Source organism: Ruegeria sp. YTSA075, from assembly GCF_059610245.1.
The window spans coordinates 220,305-237,551 of record NZ_JBXWNG010000004.1; the positions used below are offsets into that span (position 1 = coordinate 220,305).

A 17,247-nucleotide genomic window follows, 5' to 3' on the forward strand; every position below is an offset into this window, starting at 1 on the left:
TTTTTTCAGGCATGTTATTCCGTTAAGACCCAACAGCAAAGCGCGTTTTCGGTTTCGCGGTCCAAGTGTCACCAATTGGACTCGGTACAGGCATTGAAACCACACCCGCGCTCGGGCAAGAAGAGCAGATAAAAAGGGGGCACGTGTGATCGAGCTGGAAAATGTCAGCTACACTTATGGTGGCGGCGAATTGCTGAGCGACGTCTCGGTGCAATTGCAGCCGGGCTCGTTTCATTTTCTGACGGGTCCCTCTGGTGCGGGTAAAACCACATTTCTAAAGCTGTGCTATGGCGCGTTGTTGCCAACTTCGGGGCGTCTGAGCGCCTTTGAGCAGGATATTTCAGCACTGGACCGCGATGAGATGGCGTTGCTGCGCCGCCGAATTGGTGTTGTGCATCAGGATTGTCAATTTCTCGATCACATGACGCTGGCAGAAAACGTGGCTTTGCCGCTCATGGTTTCGGGCCGCGCCGAGGCCGAGGAACAAAGCAACCTGTCGGAACTGCTGGGATGGGTCGGATTGGGGTCCCGGCTAGACGCACATCCGCCCGAACTGTCCGGAGGTGAACGCCAACGTGCGGCACTGGCGCGTGCCCTGATCCTGTCACCCGATGTCGTATTGGCGGACGAACCCACGGGAAACGTGGATTGGGAGATGTCGCAGCGTCTGTTGCGCCTTCTGGTCGAGTTGAACAAAATGGGCAAAACCGTCCTGATCGCAACCCATGATCTAAGCCTGATCCGCGCCGCAAAAAGCCAGGTTCAGGCCCGCGTGCTGCGTATTTCGCAGCGCCGGTTGCAGCTGGCGGGGGCAGATCTATGAGCAAGGGTGACATCCGAAACCTGCTGCGCCGCGACAGCCGCGCTGATCGGGTGGTGCCGCCCACTGGTTATACCGCCCATCTGACGCTGTTTGTTTCTGGTGCGATGGCTTTTCTGACGGTTTTTGCGTTGGCCTTGTCTCTGGCTTCGGGCCGGATCGCGGATCGCTGGGCCTCGGAACTGGCCGGGGCGGCAACGCTGCGGATCAACGCCCCTGCCGAGCAACTGGCCGCCCAGACCGAGGCCGCGCTGATTGTTCTGAACCAGACACCGGGTGTGGCATCAGCCCGTGCACTGACTGCGGATGAACAGGCTGCGTTGCTGTCGCCCTGGTTCGGGCCGGATCTGCCGCTGGATACGCTGCCCATCCCACAACTGATCGAGATTGTAGAGGGTGAGCCTGGACTGGATGCCGCTGGCCTGCGCCTACGCCTGGGGGCCGAGGTGCCGGGTGCCGTTCTCGATGACCACACAAGATGGCGCGAACCTTTGGTGGATGCGGCGACGTCTCTGCGACGTCTTGGGTGGATTTCGATCCTTTTGATTGGCGGGGCAACGGCGGCCATGATCACATTAGCGGCCAATGCTTCGCTGGCGGCGAATGCGCAGATCATCGAGGTGCTGCGCCAGGTCGGTGCGCGCGACCGGTTTATAGCGGGCGCCTTTGTGCGTCGGTTCACCTATCGCGCGCTGTTCGGTGCAGCGGTGGGCACAATGCTGGGCATGATCGGTGTTCTGCTGTTGCCCGAAGCCTCGGATGCCGGAGGGTTCTTGTCCGGCGTCGGATTTCAGGGGAGGGATTGGGCGTTGCCCGTGCTGATCCCCATTCTGGGTGCCGTTGTCGCTTTCTTCGCGACCTGGACCGCTGCGCGCCGCAAGTTGAAGGAGCTTTCCTGATGTCCAAGGCTGTTCAATGGTTCCGCTCGTTGGTCTTTATGTTCGTGATCTACCTTTGGATGTTGATTCTAGGCATCGTATTTTTACCCTATGCGATTTTTGCAAAACGGGGGGCATCAAGGGCCTGCAAAACCTATGCGCGCAGCACATTGTGGCTGGCGCGTTGGATGGTGGGTATTCGCAGCGAAGTACGCGGAACACCGCCGACAGGTGAGGTTGTAATCGGTGCCAAGCATCAATCCTTTCTCGATATCATCATGATCTTCAACGCTATCCCGCATGGCAAGTTCATCATGAAGCGAGAGCTGTTGTGGACCCCGATCATCGGGATGTATGCGCGCCGTTTGGGCTGTATTCCCGTGAACCGGGGCAAGAAGGGCGCCGCAGTGGCCAAGATGGTCAAGGACGTCGCTAAAGAATTCACCGAACCCGGTCAGCTGGTCATCTATCCGCAAGGCACCCGCGTCGCACCGGGGGCCAAGAAACCTTACAAAGTTGGCACTGCCGTTTTGTACGAAGGGTTGGGTTTTCCCTGTGTCCCTGTGGCGACAAATGCGGGCGTGTTTTGGCCGCGTACGGGTCTCATGCGCAAGCCGGGCCTTGCGATTGTAGACTTCCTTGAACCCATTGAGCCCGGTGTAGAACGCGAAGAATTTCTGGAACGTCTAGAAAACGTAATCGAAACACGTTCTGACGCGCTGATGCAAGAAGTGGGGTTTGATCCGGATGCAGTTCATTGACGATCTAAGCACGTTAGAAGGGCTCTACGGCACACCGGGCGCGCCATCTTTGCGTAAGGTGGTGCGACAGCTTACGCCACTTTATCGTAAGTGGATTATGGCGTCCCGACTATGCGTTCTGAGTACGGTTGGCCCGGAAGGCGTAGATGGCAGCCCGCGCGGTGACGATGGCCCGGTGGTTCTGGAACTGGATCCCGCTACGCTGGCCCTGCCGGATTGGCGAGGAAACAACCGTTTGGATTCGCTGCGCAATATCGTGCGTGACCCGCGCGTGTCGTTGATGTTTTTTGTGCCGGGTTCGAACAATGTGGTGCGTTTAAACGGGTCGGCACGGCTGACGGCTGATGAAGATTTGCGCGCGCAGTTCGAAAAGCACGGCAAACGTCCGGCGACCGTGATTGTCGTTGATATCCAGGAAATCTACACGCAATGCGCCCGTGCGCTGATGCGGGCAAAAACCTGGTCGAGCGATGATGAATCCCAAGACCTTCCAACGGTGGGAGAGATTCTGGCCGAAGCGTCGGACGGTGAGGAGGGCGGCGCACGCTATGACCAGGCGTGGGCTCCGCGCGCCGCCAAAACGATGTGGTAAGCATAGCGATCAAACCGCCGCCGCCCCAATTTTTTCAACCTTCGAGATCCAGCGCTCGACGCTGCCGGCTTTTGGATAGCTGGCACCGGCGAAGTAAGTGAACTTCGTTGGTTTGAAACCGACAAACCCCAATATCTGATCACGCACCTGACGGATGAGCGCTTGGCGATAGATCAGGCGCATGAACCAGCCGGGCGTGTCTGAGGTCAGGATTACGCGCGCAGTACGCCCGGTCAGCATTGGGGCTGGAAAACCCAGTTTCGTCGTGTTGCGCGTGTCGAATGTGCGCCCTGGGATGAACATCCGGTCGATCAACCCTTTCAGTTTCGCGGGCAATCCACCCCACCACATAGGCGCAGTGAGGACCAGATGATTGCTCCACTCAATATCCTGCAGAACCTGTTCCAGTTCGGGTTCGAGGGGTTTGAAATCGTGATAATTGCCCTGACCGAAATCCAGATCAAACTGGAGATCGCTTAAGTGAACGACGCGCACGTCATGACCATTCTGGCGTGCCGCGTCGCCATATGTCTGCGCAAAGGTGCGTGACAGGCTGTTTTTACCAGGGTGCCCGTCCAGGATCAGAATTTTCTTCGGTTGCATTGGGTTTCTCCTAAAAAGTGACCGCGGTCATCTTATAGAATCAAAAAATGACCACGGTCAATAATAAATTTGACCACGGTCAAAAAATATGCAATCTGGGCTTATGCAAAAGACAGTTCAAAAACGCACACTGAAAACCCGCGCCCGCCTGATGGCAGCATCGGAAGAGTTGATTCAGAAAAACGGATACGAGGCCTTAAGGGTCGAGGAGGTGGTGCAACTGGCTGGCGTTGCCAAAGGCACGTTCTTCGCCCATTTCCGCGACAAAGATGCGTTGATGGAGATCATGATCGCGGACAAATTGAATGCCTGTCTGGATCAGGCTGACAACGGGCCAAAGCCCGGAACCGTCGCCGAGATCATCACCGCCCTTGAACCAGTTCACAGTTTCATGACGTCCGAGCGGTATGTCTTCGATCTCTTGATCCGATATTCAGGTGCAACCGCTATCGCTGAAATCGGGCCCATCGCCTATTGCTTTGAGCGGTATTTCCGCGTGGTGATGATGTGGCTTGATGCCGCCGAGATGCGCAAGGATGTGCCATCAGAGCTGTTGGCCGAGGGCGTGCAGGCTTTTGCGATTCAGGCCATGTCTCTGAGATTCTGCGCGCTGCATTCTGCGACGACATTCACCGACAGACTGGAAACCTATCTGCAGGCGTGGCTGACCCCAGCGCGCTGATCGCGGCCGGGGTCATGAGTGTTAGCTGTGGATTGGTCCGTCACCGCAGGCCAGTGCGGCCTCTCGCACGGCTTCGGAATAAGTCGGGTGGGCGTGGCAGGTCAGGGCGAGGTCCTCTGCAGAGGCACCAAACTCCATCGCCACGCAGACCTCATGGATCAGATCACCTGCGGCCGGGCCGATGATATGTGCGCCGAGGATACGATCAGTTTCCTTATCGGCCAGAATCTTGACGAACCCATCGGCAGCAAAGTTCGCCTTGGCGCGACCGTTGCCCATGAACATGAACTTGCCAACCTTGTAGGCACGGCCCTTTTCTTTCAGCGTCTCTTCGGTCTCGCCAACATTGGCGACCTCGGGCCAGGTGTAGATCACACCCGGAATGACGCCATAGTTGACATGACCGTGCTTGCCCGCGACCTGTTCGGCTGCGGCCATGCCCTCATCCTCGGCCTTATGCGCCAACATTGGGCCTTCGGTCACGTCGCCGATGGCGTAGATGCCGGGCACGTTGGTCTGCCAGTCGGCACCGACTTTGATCTGACCACGCGGTGTCATTTCGACGCCCAGAGCGTCCAGCCCCAGACCGTCTGAGAATGGCTTGCGCCCGGTGGCAACCAGCACGGCGTCTGCGTCGACCACATGTTCGCTGTCATCCTTGCGCAGTTTGTACGTGACTTTGGCTTTTGTCTTGGTGGCCTCGGTTTTCTGAACTGCAGCCCCCATCACGAATTTCAGACCCTGCTTCTTCAAGATACGCTGGAATGTTTTCTGCACCTCGGGGTCCATGCCCGGAGTGATCACATCGAGGAATTCGATCACCGTGACCTCGGCCCCCAGACGTTGATAGACTGAACCCAGCTCCAGACCGATCACACCCGCGCCGATGACCACCAGCTTCTTGGGGATCTTGCCCAAAGACAGCGCACCGGTTGAGGTGACAACGACCTTTTCGTCAACTTCTACACCGGGCAAGGATGCCGGTTCGGATCCCGACGCGATGATGATGTTCTTGGCCTGATGCACGTCGTCCCCAACCTTGACCTGACCCGCGGCAGGGATCGAGCCCCAGCCTTTGAGCCAATCGATCTTGTTCTTTTTGAACAGGAACTCGATGCCCTTTGTATTACCTTCGATGACCTCGTCCTTATAGGCCTGCATTTGTTTCCAATCGACAGAAGGCGACTTGCCCTTCAGGCCCATCTTTGCAAAGTTATGTTCGGCCTCGTGCAATTGATGACTGGCATGCAGCAGCGCTTTGGATGGGATGCAGCCCACGTTCAGGCAGGTGCCGCCCAACGTCTCGCGCCCTTCGACCACGGCGGTTTTCAGGCCCAGTTGGGCGCAGCGGATGGCGCAGACATAGCCGCCGGGGCCTGCTCCGATTACGATGACGTCATAGTTTGCCATGAGGGGTCTCCTTGAGAAGTCGGGCTGTCACAGGGTTTGGGCCTATGAACAATTTGTACAACAGCGGGGTCACAATAACACCGCCAAAAGCATGAGGGTTGTGGCCAGAAATCCGACCAGCCAGATCAACGTGCGCCAGGGTCTGAGGCCATAGTAATATGCAGGAACATACAGGATGCGCGCAGCCAGATAGATGTACGCGCTGGTCGTCGTAAAGCCATCGGATGATCCGCTGAGCGTGACGACGACACAGGCGATTGCGAACAGGATCAGCCCTTCGAAGTGATTGTTCAATGCGCGGTACAGGCGCGCTGTTTTTTCCGAAAGCTGATCTTCCAACCCGCCGCCCAAGCGGCTTCGGTCGCGAGCAGACATCGTCTTGCCGGGTCCGAGTTCCCGATTCGCAGGGACTGCCATCACCACATACTGAACAACCTGCAAAAGTGCGGCCAATGTCAGGGCTGTGAGTTCAGGGGTCACGCGTGAGAAACTTTTGTTGTGCGGCTCGGCGTTGTCGCGCCCGGGCCATGCTTGGGGTCTATGTCCAGCGGCAGTCGCATTCAGGCGGGTGTCAGTATCTTGACCTGGATATGGGCCACGCCGCCGCGTTCGTGATGCATGGCCAATTCTTCAGACTCGATGAAACTCTGAGCGCGTTCCAGATCGGTGACTTCAAACAAGGCCACCGCGTGATCTTTCAGATTCGGGTCCCGCCAGATGTGGAGGTCGCGGATGCCCGCGGCCTCTCTCATCTTTTGGTCCTCTTGGAACACCTTTAGCCAGACATCGAAATCAGCGACATCGGCCTGCCAGAGAATATGCGTTGCCATGGTTACAGATCCATCAGCAGGCGGCGCGGGTCTTCCAGCGCTTCTTTCACGCGCACCAAGAAGGTTACAGCGCCTTTGCCGTCGACGATCCGGTGGTCATAGGACAGCGCCAGATACATCATTGGACGGATCACCACCTGACCGTTGATCGCCATCGGACGGTCCTGAATCTTGTGCATGCCAAGGATGCCCGATTGCGGCGGGTTCAGGATCGGCGAGGACATCAGCGAGCCATAGACACCACCGTTCGAGATTGTGAAGGTGCCGCCCTGCATCTCTTCCATGCTCAGCTTGCCGTCGCGGGCGCGTTTGCCTTTCTCGGCAATCGCCTTTTCGATCGCGGCGAAGGACATACTGTCGGCATCGCGGATCACCGGAACCACCAGACCGGTTGGCGTTCCGGCGGCCACGCCCATATGGACGAAGTTCTTATAAACGATATCGGTGCCATCGATCTCGGCATTCACCTCGGGCACTTCTTTCAGCGCGTGGCAGCAGGCCTTGGTGAAGAAGGACATAAAGCCCAGACGCACACCGTGCTTCTTCTCGAACTGGTCTTTGTACTGACTGCGCAGGGCCATCACCTCGGTCATGTCAACCTCGTTATAGGTGGTCAGCATGGCAGCGGTGTTCTGGCTGTCTTTCAGGCGCTTGGCGATGGTCTGACGCAAACGGGTCATCTTGACCCGTTCCTCGCGCGCAGCGTCGCTGGCCGCAACCGGTGCACGCGGGGCCGGAGCAGGGGTTGCCGCAGGCGCTGGGGCCGGGGCGGAGGCGGTTGCCACGGCGCGGGCCACGTCTTCTTTCATGATGCGACCATCACGACCGGTCCCGGTGACCTGATCAGCGGACAGGCCAGCCTCGGCCATGGCTTTCTCAGCAGAAGGTGCATTGGCCACGTCTTTGCCGCCACCACTGTCTATCCCGCCAGAGGCAGGAACTGCTGCCGGGGCAGGGGCCTGGGCAGCACCTGCCGCACCGCCAGAGATCACCGCAAGTTTCGCAGAAGCGTCGACGGTCGTGCCTTCAGGGGCCGTGATTTCCGCCAGAACACCTGCCGCCGGAGCAGGCACCTCGACAGAGACTTTATCGGTTTCCAACTCACATAACATTTCGTCCTGAGCGACGCTGTCGCCAACCTGTTTGAACCAGGTCGACACGGTTGCCTCGGTCACGGACTCGCCCAGCGTTGGCACCATCACGTCGACACTGCCCGCCGAAGCCGTTGGCGCTGTTGCAGGGGCTGGCGCCGCGGCCGCAGGGGCAGCCGTTGCGCTGTCACCGTCTGCGATGGTCGCCAACAATGCATTGACCCCGACGGTTTGGCCTTCGGCTGCAATGACCTCACCCATCACACCGGCAGCGGGGGCGGGGACTTCGACGGTGACCTTGTCGGTCTCAAGCTCACACAGCATTTCATCCACGGCGACTGCGTCGCCCGGTTTCTTGAACCATGTCGCAACCGTGGCTTCGGTTACCGACTCGCCAAGCGTGGGAACACGAACTTCAATCGTCATCGTTTACTTTCCTTCAATGCTCAGCGCTTCGTTCACCAGCGCTTGTTGTTGGGCTTTGTGTTGGCTGGCCAGACCCGTTGCGGGTGAAGCCGATGTGGCGCGGCCGACATAGCTTGGCCGTGTATGTTTTGCTTTGATGCGGGATAGGACCCATTCGATGTTGGGCTCGATAAAGGTCCAGGCACCCTGGTTCTTGGGTTCTTCCTGACACCAGATCATTTCAGCGCCTTTGAAACGCTCAAGCTCATTGATCAGAGAATGCGCAGGGAACGGATAAAACTGTTCAATCCGCATCAGGTAGACATCGTCGATGCCACGTGCGTCACGTTCTTCCAGTAGGTCATAGTAGACCTTGCCGGAACACATCACGACCCGCTTGATCTTGTTGTCGGCAACCAATTTGGTATCCGAATTGCCATGCTGCGCATCGTCCCACAACACGCGGTGGAAGCTGGAGCCGGTGGTGAATTCCTCGGCCGTGCTGACAGCCAGCTTGTGACGCAGCAGCGATTTGGGCGTTACCAGGATCAGCGGCTTGCGGAAGGTCCGGTGCAGCTGGCGGCGCAGGATGTGGAAATAGTTCGCCGGCGTCGTGCAGTTTGCCACGATCCAGTTGTCCTGGCCGCACATCTGCAGGAACCGTTCCAGTCGTGCCGAGCTGTGTTCCGGGCCCTGACCTTCAAAGCCATGCGGAAGCAAACAAACCAAACCAGACATGCGCAACCATTTGCTCTCGCCCGAGCTGATGAACTGGTCGAACATGATCTGCGCGCCGTTGGCGAAATCACCAAACTGCGCCTCCCATAGGGTCAACGCGTTGGGTTCGGCCAGTGAATAACCATATTCAAAACCCAGAACCGCATATTCCGACAACATCGAATCGATCACTTCATACTGCGACTGACCCGCGCGAATGTTGTTGAGCGGATAGTACCGTTCCTCATTCTCCTGGTTGATGAAACCCGAATGACGCTGGCTGAAGGTCCCGCGCGTGGCATCCTGACCGGACAGACGAACCGGGTAGCCTTCGGTCAGCAATGAGCCAAAGGCCAGAGCCTCACCTGTCGCCCAGTCGAACCCTTTGCCGCTCTCAAACATTTGTTTCTTGTGTTCGAGCAGACGGCCAACGGTTTTATGCATCGCAAACCCGTCCGGCGCACGAGAGAGTGCAGCGCCGATCTCGGCCAAAGTCTCCGGCGCAATGGCAGTCTCACCGCGCATGTATTCGTCTTTGTTCTTGTCCAGATGCGACCACCGCCCATCCAGCCAATCGGCCTTGTTGGGTTTATAGTCCTTTCCAGCCTCGAACTCGTCGTTGAGGCGGGCCTGAAAGGCGGTTTTCATATCCTCGATCTCGCCCTCGGGGATCAACCCGTCCTTGACCAGACGTTCCGTGTACAGCGACAGCGTGGTCTTATGCGTCTTGATCTTCTTGTACATGATCGGGTTGGTGAACATGGGCTCATCGCCCTCGTTATGACCAAACCGGCGGTAGCAGAAGATGTCGATCACCACGTCTTTGTGGAATTTCTGACGGAACTCGGTCGCAACTTTGGCCGCGTGTACCACCGCCTCGGGATCGTCGCCGTTCACGTGGAAGATCGGCGCCTCGACCATCAGCGCGATATCCGTTGGATAGGGGCTGGAGCGGCTGAAGTGTGGCGCGGTGGTGAAACCGATCTGGTTGTTCACCACGATATGCATGGTGCCACCGGTCCTGTGCCCGCGCAAACCGGACAGACCGAACCCTTCGGCGACCACACCTTGCCCGGCAAAGGCCGCATCGCCGTGCAACAGGATGCCCATCACCTTGGTGCGGTCGCTATCCTTCAGTTGGTCTTGCTTTGCACGAACCTTGCCCAGTACAACCGGGTTCACCGCTTCAAGGTGTGAAGGGTTCGCGGTCAGCGACAGGTGTACGCTGTTGCCGTCAAACTCACGGTCGCTGGATGCGCCGAGGTGGTATTTCACGTCGCCCGAGCCATCCACGTCTTCAGGTTTGAAGCTGCCGCCCTGAAATTCGTTGAAAATCGCGCGGTAAGGTTTGCCCATCACATTGGCGAGAATGTTCAGGCGACCGCGGTGCGGCATGCCGATGACGATGTCCTGTACCCCTAAGGCTCCGCCGCGTTTGATGATCTGTTCCATCGCGGGGATCAGGCTTTCGCCACCGTCCAGACCAAAGCGCTTGGTGCCCATGTATTTGACATGCAGGAATTTCTCGAACCCTTCGGCCTCGACCATCTTGTTCAGGATCGCCTTGCGGCCTTCCTTGGTGAACTGGATTTCCTTGCCATACCCTTCGATGCGTTCTTTCAGCCAGGCAGCTTCTTCCGGGTTCGAGATATGCATGTACTGCAGCGCAAAGGTGCCGCAATAGGTGCGTTTCACGATCTCGACGATCTGGCGCATGCTGGCCATCTGCAGGCCCAGAACATTGTCGATAAAGATCGGGCGATCCATATCGGCATCGGTGAAGCCGTATGTCTTCGGGTCCAGTTCCGGATGATTGCTGGCCGCGCGCATGCCCAGCGGGTCCAGATCGGCGGCCAGATGGCCCCGGATCCGGTAGGCCCGGATCAGCATCAGAGCGCGCAGGCTGTCCAACACCGCGCGTTTGATCTGGTCTTCGCTGACCTGCACACCCGTGTCGTCCGCCTTTTCTTGAATCTTTTTGCCGGCAGCCTTGGCATCAATCTCGGCCCACTCACCTGTCAGCGCCCCGGTCAGATCATCTGTTGGCATCGGTGGCCAGTCTGTGCGAGCCCAAGAGGGGCCTTCGGCCTCTTTCTGAACGTCCGGTGTGGCGTCGCCCATCTGCCGGAAGAACTCAACCCATACCGCATCTATCGCGTTGGGGTCTTTCGTATACTGGGCGTATAACTGTTCCAGATACTCGGCATTGTGCCCTTGCATGAAGCTAGAAGCATGAAAGGCAGTGTTGGGCGTATGTTCGGTCATTGGGCTACCTCATATGGGTTGGGACCGTATTGGTTGGTGCCTGGCTGGCTGGGGCGGGACAGCCACCACAGAACCAGGAGGGGCGACACAAACAGGATCAGTAGTGTCGGAACGACGATCAGCAGCGTGGCGCGGGTGAACAGGATGTCCAGATTGCCGCCATGCTGGAAACTGGAGGCGAGTCCGATGCCAAAGAACAGGGTCGCAAACGCGCCGAGGATCAGAAGGAGTGGCAGCAAAGCGTAGAGGCCACTGCGCCCGGTATCGTGCATCCGCCGCCACGCAACAGCGAGATGCGGGAAGAAGACGATCAGGCTGACGATGCTTTGTACAGGTTGCGAGGACTTAGCTGCGACGGATTTGGATGTTTCGGTTTCGGTCACTGCAACTTGCGTGAAGAACTGCGCGTCGATGATCCCGGCAATGATGCTCCAGATCACGATGAACAGGAAAAAGAACCAGTATTCGGGCCGAGAGGCACGCCCTGAGAAGGTGAAGAACTTCGAAAAACAGGTGCGGATGGCGTCGGAGAAGGTCATGGGGTCACTCCAAATACCGAAGGACAGTTAATCCTGCCGGTGCAAGAAGCGGATCAGCTTTGAAGCTGTCTTGAACGTGTGGTTTGATCAAATACAGGGTTGCTCGCACGTCTGGACGCTCAGAAGTTTCCGAGTGAGCCACCCATTCAACGCTTAGTTCGCCAAGTCTTCCGCTTGAGGACCGGTCGGCAATTGAGTAAGTTAAATCATCTAAGCCGTTGGTGTTCGTGGTAGATGCCATACAGTCCAACCGTTTTCGCCGCTCTTCGAAGAAAACATTTACGTAGCTACTCTTGTCTTGAGAAGACAGTGTTGCTGATTGGAAGTAACGGCTGTCTACTCTGTTTACGCGGCTACCAACCTGACTTCGTTCCTCGAACCTTAGTCTTGGCCACTCATTCTCCGAAGCTATTTTGCCCGAGAACAAATGTGCGTCAGCGATCGCACCGGTGGCGGAACTACGGTTGTCTGGAGAAACTTTAATCCAACCGTTCGCATAAAATTCCGCAACGGTTTTTTCAAATGTGGAACCGTCACTTGCACAAACATCTAGAACAGTTTTCATAGGGTTGTTTTGTTCGGCAAGTCCAACTGTTGGGGCCCAAAGGCAAAGAGCAAGGCTGAATGCAAAGCGAACCGCCCGACGGGTACCGCCGGGCAGCGCCCGACCCGCCCCACAGGGCGGGCGCTTCTCGCCCACCCTCGGGCCAGGCGCTGCCCTACAAGCATATGCCCGGTCCTTGGTCACTTACCCAATCGCTTCCAGCACAGCCTCACCCAGTTGGGCGGGGCTTTCGGCCACGACGATTCCGGCCGAGCGCATGGCTTCGATCTTGTCTTCGGCACCACCCTTGCCACCGGCGACAATCGCACCCGCGTGGCCCATGCGGCGGCCCGGAGGGGCTGTGCGGCCTGCGATGAAACCCGCCGTGGGCTTTTTACGGCCCTTCTTGGCCTCATCCGCCAGGAACTGCGCGGCTTCTTCCTCGGCCGAGCCACCGATCTCACCGATCATGATGATCGAGTGGGTTTCATCATCGGCCAGGAACCATTCCAGCACGTCGATATGCTCGGTGCCTTTGATCGGGTCGCCGCCGATGCCCACACAGGTGGATTGGCCCAGACCCACATCGGTGGTCTGCTTGACGGCCTCATAGGTCAGGGTGCCGGACCGCGACACAACGCCGACCGAGCCGCGTTTGTGGATGTGGCCGGGCATGATGCCGATCTTGCAGGCATCCGGCGTGATGACACCGGGGCAGTTCGGGCCGATCAGGCGCGAGTTCGAGCCTTCCAGCGCGCGCTTCACCTTCATCATGTCCAGAACCGGGATGCCTTCGGTGATGCAGACGATCACTTCCATCTCGGCATCAATCGCTTCCAGGATCGAGTCAGCCGCGAAGGGCGGCGGCACATAGATCACGCTGGCATTGGCCTCGGTCACATGCTTGGCCTCGTGGACCGAGTTGAACACGGGCAGGTCAAGATGGGTCATCCCGCCTTTGCCGGGGGTCACGCCGCCGACCATCTTGGTGCCATAGGCGATGGCCTGTTCGGAGTGGAATGTGCCCTGCGAGCCGGTAAAGCCCTGACAGATCACTTTGGTATTTTCGTCGATGAGGACTGCCATGATGTCCCTTTCTTTAGGCGATGCTGGTTTGATTGGGTCGCGCGTCCGGCAGAACCTGCGGCGCGTAAGTGATTTTTTCGAGCGTTGCGCGGCCAAGGGCCAAATTGGCGATGGTACGGGCGCTGCCATCGATCTCGGCAATCCCGCGCCGGATTTTTTGACGTAACAGAGGCCATCCCGTCGGTCGACGACGTGGCGCACCCATCTGGTGTTCACCGGGTGCTTCGTTGCCCTGTTCCACCATGGCCGGGACGACCTGATAGATATTGATCTGCCGTGCGGCGGCAGAGGCGGATGGGTTGAACAACAACCCGTCCAAGGTGATGTCATAGGGCTTTTGGGCCAGAAAATGCTGCGCCGCATTGCGGGTGAGTGCGTAGGCCGCACCGCCGGGGTTTCGCGACCGCATCAGGCGGAGGTCCCGCCCCAGATGGCGCCTCCGCTCGCGCCCCAAAGCGACATACAGCTTGGTGCTGCGCCAGCGTTCGAACCGCACGATATTGGCATCATCAGGCCACCATGACGGATCGTTCAGCCAATTTGCCAGTTCGGGTGTCAGAAACACGTCATCCTCAAGGATCAACGCCTGCTCCGCACCCGAGGCGACCACGGCCTCCCACGCCTTGGCGTGGCTCAGCGTGCAGGCCATGTCTTTGGTATGAAAATACCCCCAGGGTCCTTCTGGCTGACACTCCCGCAGAAAATCCTCACGGGTGACGGCGTCGCAGTCCACAGCGTTGACCCGCGTTGCCGACAGGCCCGCCTTTTGCAGCTCCTGCTCCATCAAACGTGCCCGTCCGGTGGCGCGTTCTAGGCCTATGAGGAAGATGGGTATGGTCATGGCTTAAACATTCCTCAGCCCGCCCACCTCGAGCACAACGCGCCCTGCGAGCCGGTAAAGCCCTGACAGATCACTTTGGTATTTTCGTCGATGAGGACTGCCATCTGGCGTTCTCCTATATCAGTTTCTCTGCGGCGACAGAAAAGAACCCCGTCGCCTTATCGAATTCTTGAACGCGCCAACCATGTTCGGCGCGTTGTTTCGGTAGCCAAGGGTCGGCAGCGCCATATCCTTGCCCGGGGATGCCATTCACGACGACCACATCGACCCAACCATCAAACTCCGACACAGCACGCTCCAAATGGGCGGTGCGCTTCTTGTGCCCTGGCAAGTTCTCCCAATCGGTCGTGCCGGGTGTTGCCCGTTTCCAAAGATCAAGGCGAGGAGGTACAGGCGTCCATTGAACTTCGGATTTCCAGAGTGTGATGCAGATGCCGTCATTTTTCTCGGCGCTCCAATCCTGACGAGGGTTGGGAACGTCGTATCCGAGTGAATTGAAGGCTTCCACATATTGCATCATGTTCTCCGGGGCTCCGCCCGTTCGTGCCTCAAACGCTCTACCAGAGCGTTTGCCGGGGCAAATGCCCCGGATCGGCGCTCACCCCTTAACCGCCTTCACGATCTTCTCGGCACCGTCTTTCAGGTTGTCCGCCGCGATCACGTCCAGGCCAGAGGTGTTGATGATCTCTTTGCCCTTCTCGACATTTGTGCCTTCCAGACGCACGACTAACGGAACCTGCAGGCCGACCTCTTTCACCGCGGCGACCACGCCCTCGGCAATCACATCACAGCGCATGATGCCGCCGAAGATGTTGACCAGAATACCTTTGACCTGCGGGTCCGAGGTGATGATCTTGAATGCCTCGGTTACCTTTTCTTTGGTGGCACCGCCGCCCACGTCAAGGAAGTTGGCAGGCTCGGCACCGTAGAGCTTGATGATGTCCATCGTCGCCATTGCCAGACCGGCACCGTTGACCATGCAGCCAATCTCACCATCCAGCGCGATGTAGTTCAGGTCGTATTTCGAGGCTTCCAGTTCCTTGGGGTCTTCCTCGGTCGTGTCGCGCAGCTCGGCAATATCCGGGTGGCGGTAGACCGCGTTGCCGTCAAAGCCGACTTTGGCGTCCAGCACTTTCAGGTCGCCGCTGTCTGAGACGATCAGCGGGTTGATCTCCAGCATCTCCATGTCCTTCTCGACGAAGGCGTTATAGAGCTGGTTCATCAGCTTCACACATTGCTTGATCTGCGCACCTTGCAGACCCAGCGAGAACGCGATGCGGCGGCCGTGATAGGCCTGATAGCCGGTGGCCGGGTCGACCGAGAAGGAAAGGATTTTCTCGGGCGTAGCAGCTGCCACTTCCTCGATGTCCATTCCCCCTTCGGTCGAACAGACAAACGAAATGCGGCTGGTTTGGCGATCCACCAGCAGGGCCAGGTACAGTTCACGCTCGATGCCCGAACCGGCCTCGATATAGATACGGTTGACCTGTTTGCCTGCGGGGCCTGTTTGGTGTGTGACCAGCGTGCGGCCCAGCATCTTCTTGGCTTCTTCGGCGGCTTCTTCCACCGACTTGGTCAGACGGACGCCGCCTTTTTCGCCTGCATCGGCCTCTTTAAAGCTGCCTTTGCCGCGTCCACCTGCGTGGATCTGTGCTTTGACAACCCACAGGGGGCCATCCAGTTCACCGGCTGCGGTTTTGGCTTCCTCGGCGCGCAGAACCGCGCGACCGTCGGAGACCGGAGCGCCATAGCTGCGAAGAAGCGCTTTGGCTTGGTATTCGTGAATATTCATCGAAACTGTCCCGTCTGACTACGATTAAACCGTTATAGGGGTGTCTAGCGGGCAAGTTTAAAGGGTTTTTTGACAGGGTAGAGGTTTTTCACGAAGATTTTCACTATTTGTGATCACGCTTTTTTAGCGTGTGATCACAAATAGAAGGGCCCGTGGTTTTGATTCGAATCTCGCATCGCGCGTGCGGAAAACATATTCAAAAAAGGGGGTTTGCGACGGTTGCGCAAACATTTGCGAAATAACGGATGGACCGGGTACAAAAAAACCGGCCCGTATGGGGGCCGGTTCCTGGAAGCTTTCAGCAGACTTATGCCAGTGAACTGTCGATGCCCTTGCACGCATCGATCAGGCCCTTAACGGCGTTGACCGAGTTGTCGAAACCGGCCTGCTCGTCTTCGTTGAGTTTGATGTCAACGATACGCTCAACACCACCGGCGCCAATCACGGTTGGGACACCGACGTAAAGCCCGTCAACACCTAGTTCGCCATTGCAGTACGCGGCGCAGGGCAGAACGCGCTTCTGGTCTTTCAGGTACGCTTCGGCCATTTCGATTGCTGAAGTAGCCGGTGCGTAATATGCCGAACCGGTTTTCAGCAGGCCAACGATTTCGGCGCCACCGTCACGGGTGCGCTGTACGATGGCATCCAGTTTTTCCTGCGTGGTCCAGCCCATCTCAACCAAATCAGGCAGCGGGATGCCGGCAACGGTCGAGTAACGCACCGAAGGCACCATCGTGTCGCCATGGCCGCCCAGAACGAAGGCGGTGACGTCGCGCATCGAGACGTTGAATTCTTCCGACAGGAAATGCGCGAAACGGGCCGAATCCAGCACGCCAGCCATGCCGCAGACCTTGTTATGGGGCAGGCCCGAGAATTCGCGCAGCGCCCAAACCATGGCGTCCAGCGGGTTGGTGATGCAGATCACGAACGCGTCGGGCGCATGGGCGGCGATACCTTCACCGACCGACTTCATGACTTTCAGGTTGATGCCCAGCAGGTCATCGCGGCTCATGCCCGGCTTGCGGGCGACACCAGCGGTGACGATGCAGACGTCTGCGCCCGCGATATCGGCATAGTCGCTGCTGCCGGACATTGACGCGTCAAACCCTTCGGACGGGCCGGATTCTGCGATGTCTAGCGCTTTGCCTTGGGGCAGCCCGTCAGCGATGTCAAACAGGACAACGTCACCCAGTTCTTTGACAGCTGCAAGATGCGCGAGCGTGCCGCCGATGTTCCCCGCGCCGATCAGCGCAATCTTGGGTCTGGCCATTTGGAATATCTCCGGTCGGTTTTGAAATCGCGGTTTTGCTAGTCCTTAAAACGCCGCAGCGCAAGGCCTGTGCGGCGCGGCATGCAACCGCATACCGTTTGCCTTACCCTTGGTGGTTGCG

The 17,247-nt window shown here is 58.1% G+C and carries 18 protein-coding genes; 5 read left to right on the forward strand and 13 right to left on the reverse strand.

The window, feature by feature from the left end; translation table 11 throughout:
• Nucleotides 1-145: 145 nt before the first annotated feature.
• From AC2FGE_RS09650 to AC2FGE_RS09665, 4 genes are read left to right on the forward strand one after another with little or no spacing between them, the layout of a single operon-like run.
• Nucleotides 146-823 carry a cell division ATP-binding protein FtsE gene (locus AC2FGE_RS09650; protein WP_496819002.1) on the forward strand — a complete coding sequence of 226 codons (678 nt, stop codon included), beginning with the start codon at nucleotides 146-148 and terminating at the stop codon, nucleotides 821-823.
• Nucleotides 820-1,719 (forward strand): cell division protein FtsX, encoded by a 900-nt coding sequence (locus AC2FGE_RS09655; protein WP_496819003.1) that lies wholly within the window; start codon nucleotides 820-822, stop codon nucleotides 1,717-1,719. Before AC2FGE_RS09650 ends, AC2FGE_RS09655 begins: the two co-directional genes overlap by 4 nt.
• Nucleotides 1,719-2,459: a lysophospholipid acyltransferase family protein gene (locus tag AC2FGE_RS09660; RefSeq protein WP_496819005.1), complete on the forward strand. Its 741-nt coding sequence runs from the start codon at nucleotides 1,719-1,721 to the stop codon at nucleotides 2,457-2,459. Before AC2FGE_RS09655 ends, AC2FGE_RS09660 begins: the two co-directional genes overlap by 1 nt.
• Nucleotides 2,446-3,051 carry a pyridoxamine 5'-phosphate oxidase family protein gene (locus AC2FGE_RS09665; RefSeq protein WP_496819006.1) on the forward strand — a complete coding sequence of 202 codons (606 nt, stop codon included), beginning with the start codon at nucleotides 2,446-2,448 and terminating at the stop codon, nucleotides 3,049-3,051. The genes AC2FGE_RS09660 and AC2FGE_RS09665 overlap by 14 nt, the downstream gene beginning before the upstream one ends.
• A gap of 9 nt (nucleotides 3,052-3,060) precedes the next feature.
• Here AC2FGE_RS09665 and AC2FGE_RS09670 read toward each other — a convergent pair whose 3' ends face one another.
• Nucleotides 3,061-3,654 (reverse strand): NAD(P)H-dependent oxidoreductase, encoded by a 594-nt coding sequence (locus AC2FGE_RS09670; RefSeq protein ID WP_480548535.1) that lies wholly within the window; start codon nucleotides 3,652-3,654, stop codon nucleotides 3,061-3,063.
• A 103-nt stretch (nucleotides 3,655-3,757) separates the two neighbouring features.
• Between AC2FGE_RS09670 and AC2FGE_RS09675 the strand changes: the two genes are divergently transcribed.
• On the forward strand, nucleotides 3,758-4,336 hold the full coding sequence (locus AC2FGE_RS09675; RefSeq protein ID WP_496819008.1) for a TetR/AcrR family transcriptional regulator: 579 nt from the start codon (nucleotides 3,758-3,760) through the stop codon (nucleotides 4,334-4,336).
• Nucleotides 4,337-4,357: 21 nt separating this feature from the next.
• On the opposite strand, the gene lpdA is transcribed toward AC2FGE_RS09675, so the two are convergent.
• The 12 genes from lpdA to mdh form a co-directional block, all read right to left on the reverse strand.
• Nucleotides 4,358-5,746, reverse strand: coding sequence for a dihydrolipoyl dehydrogenase (gene lpdA, locus AC2FGE_RS09680; RefSeq protein ID WP_496819009.1), 1,389 nt, complete (start codon nucleotides 5,744-5,746; stop codon nucleotides 4,358-4,360).
• 69 nt (nucleotides 5,747-5,815) lie between these two features.
• Nucleotides 5,816-6,226, reverse strand: coding sequence for an MAPEG family protein (locus tag AC2FGE_RS09685; protein ID WP_496819010.1), 411 nt, complete (start codon nucleotides 6,224-6,226; stop codon nucleotides 5,816-5,818).
• An 80-nt stretch (nucleotides 6,227-6,306) separates the two neighbouring features.
• Nucleotides 6,307-6,576 (reverse strand): hypothetical protein, encoded by a 270-nt coding sequence (locus AC2FGE_RS09690; protein WP_496819011.1) that lies wholly within the window; start codon nucleotides 6,574-6,576, stop codon nucleotides 6,307-6,309.
• Between the two features lie 2 nt (nucleotides 6,577-6,578).
• Nucleotides 6,579-8,093, reverse strand: a complete 1,515-nt coding sequence (odhB, locus tag AC2FGE_RS09695; RefSeq protein ID WP_496819012.1) for a 2-oxoglutarate dehydrogenase complex dihydrolipoyllysine-residue succinyltransferase — start codon at nucleotides 8,091-8,093, stop codon at nucleotides 6,579-6,581.
• A 3-nt stretch (nucleotides 8,094-8,096) separates the two neighbouring features.
• Nucleotides 8,097-11,054 carry a 2-oxoglutarate dehydrogenase E1 component gene (locus tag AC2FGE_RS09700; RefSeq protein ID WP_496819013.1) on the reverse strand — a complete coding sequence of 986 codons (2,958 nt, stop codon included), beginning with the start codon at nucleotides 11,052-11,054 and terminating at the stop codon, nucleotides 8,097-8,099.
• Nucleotides 11,051-11,593: a DUF805 domain-containing protein gene (locus AC2FGE_RS09705; RefSeq protein WP_496819014.1), complete on the reverse strand. Its 543-nt coding sequence runs from the start codon at nucleotides 11,591-11,593 to the stop codon at nucleotides 11,051-11,053. The genes AC2FGE_RS09700 and AC2FGE_RS09705 overlap by 4 nt, the downstream gene beginning before the upstream one ends.
• 4 nt (nucleotides 11,594-11,597) lie before the next feature.
• The gene (locus AC2FGE_RS09710; protein WP_496819015.1) at nucleotides 11,598-12,158 is read right to left on the reverse strand and encodes a hypothetical protein; all 561 of its coding nucleotides are present in this window, start codon (nucleotides 12,156-12,158) and stop codon (nucleotides 11,598-11,600) included.
• A gap of 183 nt (nucleotides 12,159-12,341) precedes the next feature.
• Nucleotides 12,342-13,223, reverse strand: coding sequence for a succinate--CoA ligase subunit alpha (gene sucD / locus AC2FGE_RS09715; RefSeq protein WP_170544616.1), 882 nt, complete (start codon nucleotides 13,221-13,223; stop codon nucleotides 12,342-12,344).
• A gap of 13 nt (nucleotides 13,224-13,236) precedes the next feature.
• Complete coding sequence (locus AC2FGE_RS09720) at nucleotides 13,237-14,064, reverse strand: glycosyltransferase family 25 protein (protein ID WP_496819016.1); 828 nt, start codon at nucleotides 14,062-14,064, stop codon at nucleotides 13,237-13,239.
• A 115-nt stretch (nucleotides 14,065-14,179) separates the two neighbouring features.
• Entirely contained in the window at nucleotides 14,180-14,581 is a 402-nt protein-coding gene (locus tag AC2FGE_RS09725) for a hypothetical protein (protein ID WP_496819017.1), read from the reverse strand.
• 81 nt (nucleotides 14,582-14,662) lie between these two features.
• Entirely contained in the window at nucleotides 14,663-15,856 is a 1,194-nt protein-coding gene (gene sucC, locus AC2FGE_RS09730) for an ADP-forming succinate--CoA ligase subunit beta (protein WP_496819018.1), read from the reverse strand.
• A gap of 307 nt (nucleotides 15,857-16,163) precedes the next feature.
• Entirely contained in the window at nucleotides 16,164-17,126 is a 963-nt protein-coding gene (gene mdh, locus AC2FGE_RS09735) for a malate dehydrogenase (RefSeq protein ID WP_496819019.1), read from the reverse strand.
• Between the last annotated feature and the right edge of the window lie 121 nt (nucleotides 17,127-17,247).